Genomic DNA, 14,171 nt, shown 5'->3' with positions numbered 1-14,171 from the left:
GCGCCTCTACACCTCAGAACGAACCCGCCGAACAGCCTTGACACCCTGGCTCCACCACTACAACCATCACCGCCGACACACCGCAATCGGCGGCCCACCCATCAGCCGCTGCACCAACGTCTCCGAGCAGTACAGCTAGGCCATCGCCTTCTTGAGGTTCTCGTCGATCGCGGCCAGGAAGTCCTCGGTGGTCAGCCACGGAGTGTCCTTCGAGATCAGCAGCGCGAGGTCCTTGGTCATCTGGCCGGACTCGACGGTCTCGACGCACACCCGTTCCAGGGTCTCGGCGAACGCGGTCACCTCAGGGGTGTTGTCCAGCTTGCCGCGGTGCGCCAGGCCCCGGGTCCAGGCGAAGATCGAGGCGATCGGGTTGGTGGAGGTCGGCTGGCCCTTCTGGTGCTGCCGGAAGTGCCGGGTCACCGTGCCGTGCGCGGCCTCGGCCTCGACCGTCCTGCCGTCCGGGGTGGCCAGCACCGAGGTCATCAGGCCCAGCGAGCCGAAGCCCTGCGCCACGATGTCGGACTGCACGTCGCCGTCGTAGTTCTTGCAGGCCCAGACGTAGCCGCCCTCCCACTTCAGCGCGGCGGCCACCATGTCATCGATCAGCCGGTGCTCGTAGGTCAGCCCCGCCGCCTCGAAGTCGGCCTTGAACTCCGACTCGAAGACCTCGGCGAAGATGTCCTTGAACCGGCCGTCATAGCGCTTGAGGATGGTGTTCTTGGTCGACAGGTACACCGGGTAGTTGCGCTGCAGGCCGTAGTTCATCGACGCCCGCGCGAAGTCCCGGATCGAGTCGTCCAGGTTGTACATCGCCAGTGCCACCCCGGCACCGGGGAACTCGAAGACGTTGAGCTCGGTGGGCTGGCCGCCGTCCTTCGGGGTGAAGGTGAGGGTCAGGGTGCCCTCACCGGGCACCACCAGGTCGGTGGCCCGGTACTGGTCACCGAAGGCGTGCCTGCCGACCACGATCGGCTTGGTCCAGCCCGGCACCAGCCGGGGGACGTTGGCCATGATGATCGGCTCGCGGAAGATCACGCCGCCGAGGATGTTGCGGATGGTCCCGTTCGGCGAGCGCCACATCTGCTTGAGGCCGAACTCCTCCACCCGGGCCTCGTCCGGGGTGATGGTGGCGCACTTGACGCCCACCCCGTGCCGCTTGATGGCCTCGGCGGCGTCGATGGTGACCTGGTCGTCGGTGGCGTCGCGGTGCTCGATGCCGAGGTCGTAGTAGTCGAGGTTCACGTCCAGGTACGGATGGATCAGCCGGTCCTTGATGAACTGCCAGATGATCCTGGTCATCTCGTCGCCGTCCAGCTCGACGACGGTACCTTCCACCTTGATCTTCGACATCGATCGCCTCTCGCCGGTGCTCGGGCGCCGCACCGGGAAACCGTGTGGCGCTTCTTCCTGGCGAGTTTAGGTGATCGACCTGCCGCCGATCCGGCCTGGCTCCCCCGCCTGCGGGTCACTGCCGCCTGGCTGCCCCACGCCACGGGTACTAGGTTTCACAAGCATGACCTCCCCCTCCGCCGCCGACGCCGCCGACGCCAGGCCCGCCGTCGCTACGGCTCGTGACCGCACCGCCGTGGACGCCCTCGCTGAACGCCACCTGGATGCCCACCTCGAACTCGACCCGCTGGCAGCCACCTTCATCGGTGTCCCGGGTTACGACGACCGGATGCCGGACCTGTCCCCGGCCGGCCTGCAGGCCCTCGCCGACCTGCACCGGCAGACCCTGCGGGAGCTCGGCCAGGCGAGTCCGGTGGACGACACCGACAAGGTCACCATCGCGGCCATGACCGAACGGCTGACGGTCGAGCTCGAGTTGCACGAGCTCGGCATGTCCCTGTCGGAGCTGAACAACATCGCCAGCCCGGTACAGAACCTGCGCGACACCTTCGACCTGATGCCGACCGGCACGGCGGAGGAATGGTCGCGGATCGCCAGCCGGCTCGATGCCATGCCCGCGGCGATCGAGGGCTACCTGGAGTCGCTCCGGTTGGCCGCCAGCCGTGGCGACGTCTCGCCACGCAGGCAGGTCGAGGCCTGCATCACCCAATGCGAGGACAACCTCGGTGCCGACGGGTTCTTCGCCGGCTTCGTCGCCGGCGCCGACGGCTCGGCAGCGGTCCCGGACGGGTTGCGGGCGGACCTGGACCACGGCGCGCGGGCCGCCGAGGCCGGTTACCGGCGGTTGCGCGACTTCCTCGCCGAGGAGCTGCTCAGCCAGGCACCGGCCGCCGATGCCGTCGGAGCGGAGCGGTACCCGGTGCTCTCGCGCCGGTTCCTCGGCGCGGCGGTGGATCTGGAGGAGACCTATGCCTGGGGCCTGAACGAGGTCGCCCGGATCGACCGGCTGATGGCCGAGACCGCCGATGAGATCGAGGGCGGCGCCACGGTGGCCGAGGCGATCAACATCCTGGACGCCGACCCGGCCCGCTTGCTGCACGGCACCGACCAGCTGCAGGCCTGGATGCAGGAACGATCCGACGCCGCGATCGAGGCGCTGGGCGAGAGCCACTTCCAGATGTCGGAGCAGGTCCGCCGGCTGGAGTGCCGGATAGCCCCCACCCACACCGGCGTCATCTACTACACCGGCCCGTCAGACGACTTCTCCCGTCCGGGCCGGATGTGGTGGTCGGTGCCGGCCGGCGTGACCGAGTTCTCCACCTGGCGGGAGCTGACCACGGTCTACCACGAGGGCGTCCCGGGGCATCACCTGCAGGTGGCGCAGGCCGTGGAGTGCAAGCACCTGCTCAATCGCTGGCGGCGGCTGGCGGCCTGGGTGTCGGGGCACGGCGAGGGGTGGGCGCTGTACGCGGAGTGGCTGATGGCCGACCTCGGGTACATGGACGACCCGGGCAACCGGATGGGGCTGCTGGACGCCCAGTCGCTGCGAGCGGCCCGGGTGGTGATCGACATCGGGGTGCACTGCGAGCTGCCGGCACCCGCCGAGGTCGGTGGCGGGGCCTGGACCTATGACAAGGCGTGGCAGTTCCTGTCACGTCACTCGAACATGGGCACCGAGGTGCTGCGCTACGAGCTGGATCGCTATCTCGGCTGGCCGGGCCAGGCACCGTCGTACAAGATCGGCGAGCGGCTCTGGCTGGGGCTACGCGAGGAGAGCAAGGCCCGCGAGGGTGCGGACTTCAACCTCAAGGCCTTCCACCGCCGGACCCTGGAGCTGGGCAGCCTGGGCCTGGACATCCTGCGGCAGGCAGCGCTCGGCGAACTCTGACTCAACAGGTTCGCGGTGACGGGTTCGCGGTGACAGGTTCGCGGTGACGGGTTCGCGGTGACGGGTTCGCGGTGACGGGTTCCCGGTGACATCCGCCGGCGATCGGATCAGCTCCGATCGCCGGCGGAGTGCACCGATCAGATCAGGCCCAGCTCCGTGACGGCGTCCCGCTCGCCGACCAGCTCGGCGACCGAGGCGTCGATCCGCGAGCGGGAGAACTCGTCGATCTCGATCCCCTGGACGATCTGCCAGCTGCCGTTCACCGAGACCGCCGGGAAGCCGGCGATCAGGCCCTCCGGGATGCCGTACGAGCCGTCGGACACCATGCCGACCGACGTCCAGTCCCCCTCGGCGGTGCCGTTGACCCAGTCAGACATGTGGTCGATCGCGGCGTTGGCAGCCGAGGCGGCCGAGCTCGCACCGCGGGCTTCGATGATCGCGGCGCCGCGCTTGGCGACCGTCGGGATGAAGTCGTTCTCGATCCAGCCCTGGTCGGCGACCAGCTCGGCGGCGTTCTTGCCGGCCACCTCGGCCTGCCGGATGTCGGGATACTGGGTGGCCGAGTGGTTGCCCCAGACGGTCAGCTTGCGGATCTGGTCCACCGAGCTGCCGGTCTTCTTCGCCAGCTGGCTCAACGCCCGGTTGTGGTCCAGCCGCATCATCGCGGTGAAGCGATCCTTGCCGATGTCCGGGGCGTGCGCGGCCGCGATCAGGGCGTTGGTGTTGGCGGGGTTTCCCACCACCAGCACCCGGACGTCGGAGGCGGCGCCGGCGTTGATGGCCTCGCCCTGGGGCTTGAAGATGCCGCCGTTGGCCGAGAGCAGGTCGCCGCGTTCCATGCCGGCGGTGCGTGGCCGGGCACCGACCAGCAGCGCCACGTTCACGCCGTCGAAAGCGGCCCGGGCGTCGTCGGTGATGTCGATGCCGGCCAGCAGCGGAAAGGCACAGTCGTCCAGCTCCATCGCGGTGCCCTCGGCAGCCTTGAGCGCCGGGGCGATCTCGAGCAGCCGAAGCCGGACCGGCACGTCCGGGCCGAGCAACTGCCCGGCCGCGATCCGGAACAGCAGGCTGTAGCCGATCTGGCCGGCGGCGCCGGTGACGGTCACATTCACGGGAGTTTTCGTCATGTCGGCGACCCTACCGCGCACCCCGACGGCGGCTGCGGGCCACCTTTGGAAGGGCGGGGTGCGCTGCCTAGCGGGGCAGGGCCACCGCGACGACGAAGGTCAGCACCCCCAGGCCCCAGTAACAGGCGACATCGAAGGTCCGCCGGCGTACTCGCAGCAGGCCGGCCTGCTGGTCGGTCAGGGTCAGCCGGAAGAACCCGGCGACCAGCATTCCCAGCGCCATCCCGCCGACCGCCCGCAGCCAGTGCTGCGGAAACACCGATATCGACAGCACCGCGATCAGCTCGATGAGCAGCACCACGCCGAACGGGATCTCCTTCAGATCGCGGCTGGACGACGAACTCGCCATGGCCCGGCGCTGCCTAGCTCGGGGCCAGGCGCTCGGCGGCGGCAACCACGTTGCCCAGCAGCATCGCCCGGGTCATCGGGCCGACGCCTCCGGGATTGGGAGCCAGGAATCCGGCCACCTCAGCCACGCCGGGTGCCACGTCGCCGGCGATCTTGCCCTCGACCCGGCTCACCCCGACGTCGAGGACGGCAGCTCCGGGTTTGACCATCTCCGCGGTGATGAGGCCCGGCACCCCGGCGGCGGCGACCACGATGTCGGCCCGGCGCACCTGCTCGGCCAGGTCCCGGGTGCCGGTGTGGCACAGGGTCACCGTGGCGTTCTCCGAGCGCCTGGTCAGCAACAGTCCGAGCGGCCGGCCGACGGTCAGGCCACGGCCGATCACCACCGCGTGCGCCCCCGCGATCGGGACGTCATAGCGGCGCAGCAACTCGATGACGCCCATCGGGGTGCACGGCAACGGGCCGGGCTGCCCGAGCACCAGCGAGCCGAGGTTGTACGGGTGCAGGCCGTCGACGTCCTTGCCCGGATCGACCCGGCTCAGGATCGCGAACTCGTCCAGGCCGGTGGGCTGCTGGACCAGGAAGGCGGTGCAGGACGGATCGGCGTTGAGCCCGTCCACCACGGCCAGTACCTCGGCCAGGGTGGCGGTGGCGGGCAGTTCGCACTGGATGCTGGCGATCCCGATCTCGGCACAGTCACGGTGCTTGGCCGAGACGTACCACCTGCTGCCCGGATCATCGCCCACCAGCACGGTGCCAAGCCCCGGCACCACGCCACGGGCGGCGAGCGCCGCGACCCGCTGGGCCAGTTCGGCCTTGATCAGGGCCAGGGTGGCCTTGCCGTCCAGAATCGTTGCCGTCACTGGGCACATCTTGCCACCCACCGCTGAGCGGCTCGGCGGCTCGGGGAGTCGGCGGCTCGGCGGCTCGGGGAGTCGAGGCGCTCAGCCGATCCGCAGGCCCAGGTACTGCGCGAAGGCCAGCGCCTGCTCGACCTCCACCCGGGTGCCGGTGAGATCGACCACCCTGGGGTCCAGGCCGTCGATCACCGCTCCGCGCAGATCGGCGTCGCGCAGGGATGCCTGCCCCCAGCGCAGCCCGCGCAGGTTCGCCCCGGAGAACACGCACCGGTCCAGCCTGGCGCCGGTGACGTTGGCGTCCACCAGCTTGACGTCGGCGAAGTTCAGCTCGCGCAGGTCGGCGCCGCCCAGTGACACCGCGCTCCAGTCGCCGCCGCCGGCGATGGTGACCGAGCGCAGCGTCGTGTTGGTGAAGACGGAGCCGGCCAGCTTGCACTCGGTCAGGCTGGCGCCGGTGAACCGGGTCCGGTCGAACGAGCACGCCACGAACGCGGTACGCAGGTGCGCCGAAGCGTTGAGCTCGGCCCGGTCGAAGCCGCAGTCGGTGAAGCTGCACGCCTCGGTGCTCAGCTCGTCCAGGGACGCCTCGTCGAACCGGCACCGGCTGAAGTGCAACCGCCGTAACGAGAGCCCCCGCAGATCGGTACCGACGAAGTCCTCGTCGGCGATCTCCGGCCCGCCCGCCACCAGCTCGGCGAACCAGCCCGGCAGCGGCGCGGACGTGCCGGTCGCCGACGGCCCGCCGTCCTCGGGGGTGGCCATCAGTGCGCGAAGTGCCTGGTGCCGGTGAAGTACATCGTCAGCCCGGCGGCCTCGGCCGCGGCGGTCACCTCGGCGTCCCGGATCGAACCGCCGGGCTGCACCACCGCCCGGATCCCGGCGTCGATCAGGACCTGCAAGCCGTCCGGGAACGGGAAGAAGGCGTCCGAGGCGGCATAGCTGCCCGCGGCCCGCTCCGCCGCCCGGGCCACCGCCAGCCTCGCCGAGTCCACCCGGTTGACCTGGCCCATGCCGACCCCGACCGTGGCCCGGTCCTTGGCGAGCAGGATGGCGTTGGACTTCACGGTGCGCACCGCCCGCCAGGCGAACTCCAGCTCCGCCAGCTCGGCCTGTGCCAGCGCCGGCCCGCATGCCAGCGTCCAGTTGGCCGGCTCGTCACCAGGGGCGTCCAGGGCGTCGGCATCCTGCATCAGCACCCCGCCCGAGATGGGCCGGGGCTCGGCGGCGCGTGGCCGTGGGCCCGGAATCACCAGCACCCGCAGGTTCTTCTTTCCCGTCAGGACCTCCAGCGCGGCCGGCTCGAAGGCCGGCGCCAGGATCACCTCGGTGAAGATGTCGGCGACCTGCTCGGCCAGGGCCGCGGTGACCGGTCGGTTGCTGGCGATCACGCCTCCATAGGCCGACACCGGGTCACAGGCATGCGCCCGCGCGTGCGCCTCGGCGATGTCGGAGCCGAGCGCGATGCCGCACGGGTTGGCGTGCTTGATGATTGCCACGCAGGGCTCGGCGAAGTCGAAGGCGGCCCGGTAGGCGGCGTCGCCGTCGACGTAGTTGTTGAAGCTCATTGCCTTGCCGTGCAGTTGCTCGGCCTGCGCGATGCCCGGCTCGGCGCCCTGCTGGATGTAGAGGGCGGCCCGCTGGTGCGGGTTCTCGCCGTAGCGCAGCACCTCGGCGCGTTCCAGGGCCACCCCGACGTAGGGCGACCAGCAGGACGAGGTGGCCGGCTCGGCACCGGCGACCGCGGCATCGGCGGCGTCCGCGGCGACGCTCCGCTCGCCGAACCAGTTGGCGACCGCGGCGTCGTAGGCGGCGGTGTGGGCATAGGCGCGGCCGGCCAGCCGCTGCCTGGTCGCCAGGTCGAAGCCACCGGCGGCGACGGCCGTCAGCACGTCCGGGTAGCCGACCGGGTCGACGACCACGGCCACCGAGCCGTGGTTCTTCGCCGCGGCCCGAACCATCGCCGGCCCGCCGATGTCGATCTGCTCGACCACCTCGTCGGGGCCGGCGCCCGACCGCACCGTCTCGCGGAACGGATACAGGTTGACCACCACCAGCTGGAACGTGTCGATGCCCAGCTCCCGGACGGTCGACAGGTGCTCGGCATTGCCCTGGTCGGCCAGCAGGCCGGCGTGCACGTGCGGGTGCAGGGTCTTCACCCGGCCACCGAGGATCTCGGGAAAGCCGGTCACCGAATCGACCGGCGTCACCGGCACCCCCAGCTCGGCGATGGTGGCAGCGGTCGAGCCGGTCGAGACGATCTCGACACCGGACTCGTGCAGCCCCCGCGCCAGCTCTGCCAGCCCGCTCTTGTCATAGACGCTCACCAGCGCGCGGCGGACGGGAATTCGGGTCATGGACAGCTCTCCTCGTAAGGTCAGGGACGCACTGCTGACGCAGGCCCGGAGCGAAGGCACAGCCGGCGGATCGTGTCGAGGAACAAAGGCTTCTCCGCGGCCTGGATGCGTTGGCGCAAGGTGTCGGCAGTGTCGCCGTCGAGCACCGGTACGGCCGCCTGGGCCAGGATCGGCCCGGAGTCGACCCCCGCGTCGACCCGGTGCACGGTGACGCCGGTGATCTTGACCCCGTGCGCCAGCGCGTCGTTGACCGCGTGCCCGCCCGGGAAGGACGGCAGCAGCGACGGATGGGTGTTGACCATCTCGAACCGGCTCACCGTGGCCGCGTCCAGCACTCTCATGAACCCGGCCAGCAGCACCAGGTCGGGGCGGTGCCCGGCGATGGCCTCGGCGAGCGCGACGTTCCAGTCCGCGCGGTCGGCGTAGCCGGCCAGCGGCACCGCGAAGGTCGGCACGCCCGCCGCGGCCGCGCGCGCCATCGCGGGACACCCGGGCCGGTCGGTGCCCGCGGCCACCACCCGGGCCCCGAAATCCGGATCGGCAGCGGCGTCCAGGACCGCCTGCAGGGTGGTTCCCGAGCCGGACGCGAGAACGACGAGCCGGGCGGTCACGGCGCCTACCCTACTGGGACCGGCAGCCGGCCCCGGTGGGGTGGCGCCCCTGCCGGCTGGCGTTGCAGGCCGGCCCTGCTGGCTGGCCCTGCGGGCCGACGTTGCTAGCTGGCGTTGCGCGCGCGGGCCGCGACCTTGACACCCGGCTCGTCGGAGTCGGGCTCCTCGCCGTCCCCAGAGAGCTCGGAGGGCTCGCCGTCCCCGGAGAGCTCGGAGGGCTCGCCGTCCCCGGAAGACTCGTCCGCGGAGAACTCCGAGGCCAGCGCGTACAGGCCGGTGACGACCTGCTCGGCGAACCTGGCGCGCAGCAGCTGGACACCCAGCCACAGCCCGGCTGCCGGCAGCACCAGCAGCGTGGTGGCAACACCGACCGCCCACCACGCCGCTCCGATGCCCCGCAACGCCCCCGATCCCAGGTCACCGGCAGCCAGCCCGGTGAGCACCGCCAGCAGGACGCCGGCGATCCCCGCCGCGGCGGCGCAGTCGGCCAGCCGGTGCGGCCAGGACTGCGTCGCCGGCAGTGTGCGCAGTACTGCCCAGCCGGCCAGCAGGGCCACGCCGACGATCACCAGGGAACCGGCCCAGGCCGCCGGCTGGTGGTGCGGCAGCCCGGCCAGCAGCGGGAACACCGGCAGCCGGCCGGAGCTGACCGAGAAAGCCGACACCGAAGTGTGGGTGCCGACATCGAAGCCCGGACCGGTGAGGTAGCTGACGCCGGCCAGCACCGCGTTCGGCGCTGCCGCGATGCCCAGCAGCGCGACCGGCAGGCCGGCCGCACCCGGCGCGAGCTGGCGCTGCAGGGCCATCGCGTCGGAGAAGTGCGCGAGCAGCATGCCGGCCGACAGCAGGGAGCCTGCCGCCAGGTAACCGGCGGTGACCAGGCCGGCTGCCCGGCACACGTGCTGCCACCGTTGCGCGACCCTGGACCAGAGGTACTCGGCCGATCGGGCAGCACCACCGACGGCCAGCACGAACAGCAGTGCCGCCACGGTGCTGCGCAGCACCGGCGCATGGGTGCTGCCCAGCCGCGACCATCCGGCTAGCACCGCCGAGGCCGCTGCATAACCGAGCACCAGGCCGGTGAAACCCGACCAGGAATCCTGCCGCCGGGCATGGCTGGCCACCAGCCAGCCGAGCAGGCCGGTCACCAGCAGCGGCGCCAGCGTGACCTGGGTGCCGGCCAGCACCACCCCGCCGTGGGCGCCGGTAAGCACCACCAGCGCCGCCGCCTTCAACGCCGAGAGAGCCGGGGTGGTGTCGGCGCCGGGCATGAGCCAGGCCACGAAGGTCGGGACGGCGCAGCAGCCCAGGGCGATCAGCAGCAGCCCGATCCCGGAGACGACCCCATGGCGAAATCGGGTCAGCCAGCCGGGTGGGTACTGCTGATCGGCGGAACTCACGCTCCCAGGCTCGCAAAGCGGGCCCGGATGTCTGACCAGGCGCGCCGGATGTGGCGCCTATCGCAGCAGCTGCCACCGCGGTGACTGCGTGCTCTGATCGGTGAGCCAGCGTCGTGTCTGCGTCAGTGGGTCAGCGCGGTGACTGCGGCCATTGCGGGGGCTGGTCGGGCTGACCCGGCTGGCCCGACTGACCCGGCTGGCCCGACTGACCTGGCTGGCCGGGCTGACCTGACTGGCCCGGCTGGCCTGACTGGCTGGGCTGGCCTGACTGGCTGGGCTGGCCGGGCTGGCGCGGCTGTCCCCACTCGGATCGGCCGGCTGGTTGCCATCCGGACTGCACGTAGCCGGGTTGACCGGGCTGCGCCGGCTGGCCATAGCCAGGCTGCGCCGGCTGCCCGTACCCGGCCTGGCCGGGCTGGCCGTACCCGGGCTGACCGGGCTGCGGCGGCTGGACGTAGCCGGGTTGCGGATAGGACCGCTGGCCATATCCGGCCGGGCCGTAGCTCGGCTGGCCATATCCGGGCTGGCCATATCCGGGTTGGCCGTAGGGCGGTTGGCCATATCCGGGCTGCCCGTACGGCTGCTGCCCGTACGGCTGCTGCCCGTACGGCTGCTGGCCATAGCCGGGTTGGGCATAGCCGGGTTGGGCATAGCCATAGCTGGGTTGGCCGAAGCCGGGTTGGCCATAACCCGGCGCCTGCGCGGCTGCCTGGTCGGCGGCCGCCTGCCGGGCCTGCAATGCCCGCACCCGATCGGCCCGCACCGACTTGTTGCTGCCGCGCAGCCAGCCGAACATCAGGGCAACCGCCTGGCCCGTCGCGGTGAGCAGGCCGGCCACCGAGCCTGCCTGGACGGTCGCGCTGTCGGGTTTGGCGATCATCCCGCCCAGCACGATCACCGCGGCGGCAGCGGCCAGCAGCGCGGCCACCGGTGGGCTCTCGGCCTGGTGCGCCCGCCCGGCCAGTATCTGGTTCACGGTCAGCGCGCTGGCTGCCAGCACCAGGGCGATGCCCGCCGCTCCGGTGCCGGAATAGAAACCGGGCGTCCCGCCGGCGGAATCGCCGACAGTGCCGAACCACCCCAGAAATCCCCAGAGCAGCATCGGAGCGCCCAACGCGGCACCCACCACGTCCCACGGCCGGGCCCGGACCAGGGCTCCGGCGGCGAGTTGATCGAGGGAGTTCATGGCCTGAATCTAGGCGATGACACAGCACCGCGGCCCGTGGCGCGTCATCGCCACGGGCCGCCGGGGTGTGAGGACCGGTCTAGACGTCCGAGAAACGTCCTAACCCCGGGTGGGCAGCGTGCCGCCGGTGTCGGTGAACCGCTTGAAGGCAAGGCCTGTTCCGGCCAGCACGGCGAGCAGGCTGATCCAGTACCCGATGCCGTGGCCCTTGTCGATCTTGACTCCCAGCACATCGAATCCGCCGGTGTTCCCGGGTATCACGAACAGCGCGAGCAGCAACAGCAGCGAGGCGAGGGCGAAGGCACCCAGCACCACCAGCCGGACCGGGAACGCCAGCCGCATCTTCGCAATCAGCTCCGCTGCCAGCAGCACCGCGGCGAAGATCGCCAGCAGGGTGGCGATCGGTGCCAGCACGCCGTGCCAGGCGCTGACCGAGACCGTCCGGGAGAAGGGCGGAATTTCGACCTTGTAGGTGAAGTAGTTGAACGTCGAGAAGATGAAGGCCACCACGCCGGCGGCGATGATCCCCCAGTCGAGCGGGTCGACGCTCTTGGGATCGAAGTCCTGCAACCCCGCAGGGCCGGGGCCGGACCTGCCGCCCACCGGCTGGCCGCCCACCGGCTGGCCGAAGCCGGGCTGGCCGAGCGCCGGCTGGCCCATGCCGGGCTGGCCGATGCCGGGCTCGCCGAGGCCTGACAGGCCGACACCGGATTCGCCGGGGAGGGGCTGGCCGTAACCCGGCGGCCCGTAGCCAGGGTCGTTCACCGGCGGCTGCTGGCCGAAACCCGGTTGCGGATAGCCCGGTTGCGGATAGCCCGGCTGGTCATAACCCGGTTGCGCGTACCCCGGTTGCGCATAACCCGGCTGCGTGGCCGGCTCCCCGTAGCCGGGAGGTTGCGAGGTGGCTTCCGGCGGCACGTTACCGGCGCCAGGTTGCCGAGGCTCTTCTGTCATCGTGGCTCTCCCGATCTATGAGGGCTCATAGCTGGTTCACAACCGGCCTCAAGCTATACCCAGCACCATCGGCGCCCCGGCAAAACGCCGAGCCGCAACCGGACCGACCCCAAGCCGAGACAGCGCTCGACCGCCCGCGGGCAGCCCTGCCAGCGAGAGCAGCTGACCCGGACGAAAGGTCCGGGTCAGCCGAGGAAGCGCAGCGCGGCAGGACTAGGAGCTGAGCAGCTCCCGCATCAGCCGGGCGGCCTCGCTGGGGGTCCTGCCGACCCGGACGCCGGCCGCCTCCAGGGCTTCCTTCTTGGCCTGCGCGGTGCCCGAGGAACCCGACACGATCGCACCGGCGTGCCCCATGGTCTTGCCCTCGGGCGCGGTGAAGCCGGCGACATAGCCCACCACCGGCTTGGTGATGTGCTCGGAGATGTAGGCGGCGGCCCGCTCCTCGGCGTCGCCGCCGATCTCGCCGATCATCACGATGGCCTCGGTGTCGGGATCGTCCTGGAAGGCCTGCAGGCAGTCGATGTGGGTGGTGCCGATCACCGGGTCACCGCCGATGCCGACCGCCGAGGAGAAGCCGATGTCGCGCAGCTCGAACATCATCTGATAGGTCAGGGTGCCGGACTTGGACACCAGCCCGATCCTGCCCGGACCGGTGATGTTGGCCGGGATGATGCCGGCGTTGGACTTGCCGGGGCTGATCAAGCCCGGGCAGTTCGGCCCGATGATCCGGGTCTGGGAGCCCTTGCTGAGGTTGTGGGCCCACGCCGCGGTGGAGTCGTGCACGGGCACGCCCTCGGTGATCACCACGCACAGCCCGATGCCCGCGTCGATGGCCTCGACGATGGCGCCCTTGGTGAAGGCCGGCGGCACGAACAGCACCGAGACGTCGGCGCCGGTCTTGGCCATGGCGTCGGCGACCGAGCCGAACACCGGCACGTCGGTGCCGTCGACGTCCACGGTCGAACCGGCCTTGCGCGGGTTCACCCCGCCGACGATGTCGGTGCCCGAGGCCAGCATCCGGCGGGTGTGCTTCATGCCCTCGGAGCCGGTCATGCCCTGGACGATGACCTTGGAGTTCTCGTTCAGAAAGATCGCCATAGCTGCCAGTCCCTACTTCGCGCTGTTCGCGAGTTCGGCGGCCTTCTCGGCGCCGTCGTCCATGGTGTCGGCCAGCGTGACCAGCGGGTGCGCGGCCTCGGTCAGGATCCGGCGGCCCTCCTCGACGTTGTTGCCGTCCAGCCGGACCACCAGTGGCTTGCTCGCGGAACCGCCCAGCATGCCCAGCGCGGTCACGATGCCGTTGGCGACCGCGTCGCAGGAGGTGATGCCGCCGAAGACGTTGACGAACACCGACCGGACCGCCTGGTCGCCGAGGATGATCTCCAGGCCGTTGGCCATCACCTCGGCCGACGCCCCGCCACCGATGTCCAGGAAGTTCGCGGGCTTGACGCCCCCGAAGTGCTCACCGGCGTAGGCGACGACGTCCAGGGTCGACATGACCAGGCCGGCGCCGTTGCCGATGATGCCCACCTCACCGTCGAGCTTGACGTAGTTGAGGCCCTTCTCCTTGGCCTTGGCCTCCAGCGGGTCGGCGGCGGCGACGTCCTCGAGGTCGGCATTTCCGGCCTGCCGGAAGTCGGCGTTGTCGTCCAGGGTGACCTTGCCGTCCAGCGCCAGGACCTCGCCAGTTGCCACCCGGGCCAGCGGGTTGATCTCGACCAGGGTGGCGTCCTGGCTGACGAAGGTCTCCCAGAGCTTCACCACGGTCTCGGCGGTGCTGTCGATCACCTCGGCCGGGAAGTTCGCCTCGGTCAGGATCTCGGTGGCCTTGGCGAGATCCACCCCGGTGATGGCGTCGATCGGCACCCGGGCCAGTGCCTCGGGGCGCTCGACGGCCAGCTCCTCGATCTCCATGCCGCCCTCGGCCGAGGCCATCGCCAGGAAGGTGCGGTTGGATCGGTCGAGCAGGAAGGAGAAGTAGTACTCGGCCTCGATCTGAGCGCCGGGGTCGACCAGCACCCGGTGCACGGTGTGGCCCTTGATGTCCATTCCCAGGATGGCCTCAGCCGCTGACTCGGCTTCGGCAGGGGTCT

Annotated in this window: 13 protein-coding genes and 1 pseudogene; 2 read left to right on the top strand and 12 right to left on the bottom strand. The window is 70.9% G+C overall.

What is annotated here, in order from left to right; translation table 11 throughout:
* Nucleotides 1-139 (top strand): annotated as a pseudogene (locus VF542_RS15475) (IS481 family transposase); the annotation flags it as partial.
* Here the strand turns inward: VF542_RS15475 and VF542_RS15470 are convergent.
* Entirely contained in the window at nt 136-1,350 is a 1,215-nt protein-coding gene (locus tag VF542_RS15470) for an NADP-dependent isocitrate dehydrogenase (protein WP_408652594.1), read from the bottom strand. The pseudogene VF542_RS15475 and the gene VF542_RS15470 sit on opposite strands and share 4 nt — an antisense overlap.
* Before the next feature lie 163 nt (nt 1,351-1,513).
* Here VF542_RS15470 and VF542_RS15465 point away from each other — a divergent pair, with 163 nt between their 5' ends.
* A complete protein-coding gene (locus VF542_RS15465) occupies nt 1,514-3,238 on the top strand; it encodes a DUF885 domain-containing protein (RefSeq protein ID WP_408652593.1) in 1,725 nt (574 codons plus the stop codon).
* A 137-nt stretch (nt 3,239-3,375) separates the two neighbouring features.
* Here the strand turns inward: VF542_RS15465 and VF542_RS15460 are convergent, their stop codons facing one another.
* From VF542_RS15460 to sucC, 11 genes are all read right to left on the bottom strand, one after another.
* Nucleotides 3,376-4,365 (bottom strand): malate dehydrogenase, encoded by a 990-nt coding sequence (locus tag VF542_RS15460; RefSeq protein WP_408652592.1) that lies wholly within the window; start codon nt 4,363-4,365, stop codon nt 3,376-3,378.
* A gap of 67 nt (nt 4,366-4,432) precedes the next feature.
* A complete protein-coding gene (locus VF542_RS15455) occupies nt 4,433-4,714 on the bottom strand; it encodes a DUF3017 domain-containing protein (protein WP_408652591.1) in 282 nt (93 codons plus the stop codon).
* Between the two features lie 13 nt (nt 4,715-4,727).
* Nucleotides 4,728-5,576: a bifunctional methylenetetrahydrofolate dehydrogenase/methenyltetrahydrofolate cyclohydrolase gene (locus tag VF542_RS15450; RefSeq protein WP_408652590.1), complete on the bottom strand. Its 849-nt coding sequence runs from the start codon at nt 5,574-5,576 to the stop codon at nt 4,728-4,730.
* An 81-nt stretch (nt 5,577-5,657) separates the two neighbouring features.
* Nucleotides 5,658-6,335, bottom strand: a complete 678-nt coding sequence (locus VF542_RS15445) for a pentapeptide repeat-containing protein (RefSeq protein WP_408652589.1) — start codon at nt 6,333-6,335, stop codon at nt 5,658-5,660.
* A complete protein-coding gene (gene purH, locus VF542_RS15440) occupies nt 6,335-7,927 on the bottom strand; it encodes a bifunctional phosphoribosylaminoimidazolecarboxamide formyltransferase/IMP cyclohydrolase (RefSeq protein ID WP_408652588.1) in 1,593 nt (530 codons plus the stop codon). Before purH ends, VF542_RS15445 begins: the two co-directional genes overlap by 1 nt.
* A 20-nt stretch (nt 7,928-7,947) precedes the next feature.
* Nucleotides 7,948-8,538, bottom strand: a complete 591-nt coding sequence (gene purN, locus VF542_RS15435; protein ID WP_408652587.1) for a phosphoribosylglycinamide formyltransferase — start codon at nt 8,536-8,538, stop codon at nt 7,948-7,950.
* Between the two features lie 104 nt (nt 8,539-8,642).
* Nucleotides 8,643-9,938, bottom strand: coding sequence for a DUF6350 family protein (locus VF542_RS15430; RefSeq protein WP_408652586.1), 1,296 nt, complete (start codon nt 9,936-9,938; stop codon nt 8,643-8,645).
* Nucleotides 9,939-10,068: 130 nt separating this feature from the next.
* Nucleotides 10,069-11,124, bottom strand: a complete 1,056-nt coding sequence (locus tag VF542_RS15425) for a hypothetical protein (protein WP_408652585.1) — start codon at nt 11,122-11,124, stop codon at nt 10,069-10,071.
* Nucleotides 11,125-11,223: 99 nt separating this feature from the next.
* Nucleotides 11,224-12,078, bottom strand: a complete 855-nt coding sequence (locus VF542_RS15420) for a hypothetical protein (RefSeq protein WP_408652584.1) — start codon at nt 12,076-12,078, stop codon at nt 11,224-11,226.
* A 213-nt stretch (nt 12,079-12,291) separates the two neighbouring features.
* A complete protein-coding gene (gene sucD / locus VF542_RS15415) occupies nt 12,292-13,176 on the bottom strand; it encodes a succinate--CoA ligase subunit alpha (protein ID WP_408652583.1) in 885 nt (294 codons plus the stop codon).
* A gap of 12 nt (nt 13,177-13,188) precedes the next feature.
* A partial coding sequence (gene sucC / locus VF542_RS15410) for an ADP-forming succinate--CoA ligase subunit beta (protein WP_408652582.1) occupies nt 13,189-14,171 on the bottom strand: 983 nt, incomplete at its 5' end.

It is taken from the genome of Jatrophihabitans sp., from assembly GCF_036389215.1.
Lineage (GTDB): Bacteria > Actinomycetota > Actinomycetes > Mycobacteriales > Jatrophihabitantaceae > Jatrophihabitans_A.
The sequence above is the reverse complement of the archived record's forward strand: the minus strand, read 5'-3'. Positions and strand labels throughout refer to the sequence as shown.

What these genes read in the sequence shown, in the direction of transcription:
- sucD (WP_408652583.1), bottom strand. Translation starts at nt 13,176, where the DNA reads ATGGCGATCTTTCTGAACGAGAACTCCAAGGTCATCGTCCAGGGCATG.
- VF542_RS15455 (WP_408652591.1), bottom strand. Translation starts at nt 4,714, where the DNA reads ATGGCGAGTTCGTCGTCCAGCCGCGATCTGAAGGAGATCCCGTTCGGC.
- VF542_RS15460 (WP_408652592.1), bottom strand. Translation starts at nt 4,365, where the DNA reads ATGACGAAAACTCCCGTGAATGTGACCGTCACCGGCGCCGCCGGCCAG.
- VF542_RS15465 (WP_408652593.1), top strand. Translation starts at nt 1,514, where the DNA reads ATGACCTCCCCCTCCGCCGCCGACGCCGCCGACGCCAGGCCCGCCGTC.
- purH (WP_408652588.1), bottom strand. Translation starts at nt 7,927, where the DNA reads ATGACCCGAATTCCCGTCCGCCGCGCGCTGGTGAGCGTCTATGACAAG.
- VF542_RS15470 (WP_408652594.1), bottom strand. Translation starts at nt 1,350, where the DNA reads ATGTCGAAGATCAAGGTGGAAGGTACCGTCGTCGAGCTGGACGGCGAC.
- VF542_RS15420 (WP_408652584.1), bottom strand. Translation starts at nt 12,078, where the DNA reads ATGACAGAAGAGCCTCGGCAACCTGGCGCCGGTAACGTGCCGCCGGAA.
- VF542_RS15445 (WP_408652589.1), bottom strand. Translation starts at nt 6,335, where the DNA reads ATGGCCACCCCCGAGGACGGCGGGCCGTCGGCGACCGGCACGTCCGCG.
- VF542_RS15425 (WP_408652585.1), bottom strand. Translation starts at nt 11,124, where the DNA reads ATGAACTCCCTCGATCAACTCGCCGCCGGAGCCCTGGTCCGGGCCCGG.